Origin of the sequence: Frankia sp. Mgl5, assembly GCF_023242985.1 — a bacterium.
GTDB classification, from domain to species: domain Bacteria; phylum Actinomycetota; class Actinomycetes; order Frankiales; family Frankiaceae; genus Parafrankia; species Parafrankia soli.
On sequence record NZ_JALKFY010000509.1, the window covers coordinates 1 to 390 of the forward strand.

The 390-nt window shown below is 56.2% G+C and carries 1 protein-coding gene; it reads left to right on the forward strand.

Annotation, left to right across the window (positions count from 1 at the left end; translation table 11 throughout):
* Positions 1–32 precede the first annotated feature (32 nt).
* Positions 33–390, forward strand: a 358-nt coding sequence (locus MXD62_RS10370; RefSeq protein ID WP_248829111.1) for an aminotransferase class IV, incomplete at its 3' end; no start/stop codon positions are given.

Below are 390 nucleotides of genomic sequence, written 5' to 3' on the forward strand. Positions count from 1 at the left end.
ATTTACTGGAGAGCGGCTTTAACGACGGCATCATGCTGACGCCCGACGGACATGTGGCGGAGGGTACCGCCGCCAATCTCTTTATGGTCCGTGGGGGCAAGCTCATTACCTCGCCCGTGTCTGACGCAATTCTGGAGGGGATAACGCGAATTGCCTTGCTGGAGTTGGCGAAGGACGCCGGGCTTGAAATCGAGATCAGATCGATCGACCGGACTGAACTGTATGTCGCAGATGAGCTTTTCCTCTGCGGCACAGGTGTACAGGTAGCTCCGGTGACGAAGGTGGATCATCGTCCGGTAGGGAACGGCCTTCCCGGAGATAAAACACTCACGCTGCAGAAGTTATATTTCGACGCCGTTCTCGGATGTAAGCCGGCTTACCAGCATTGGC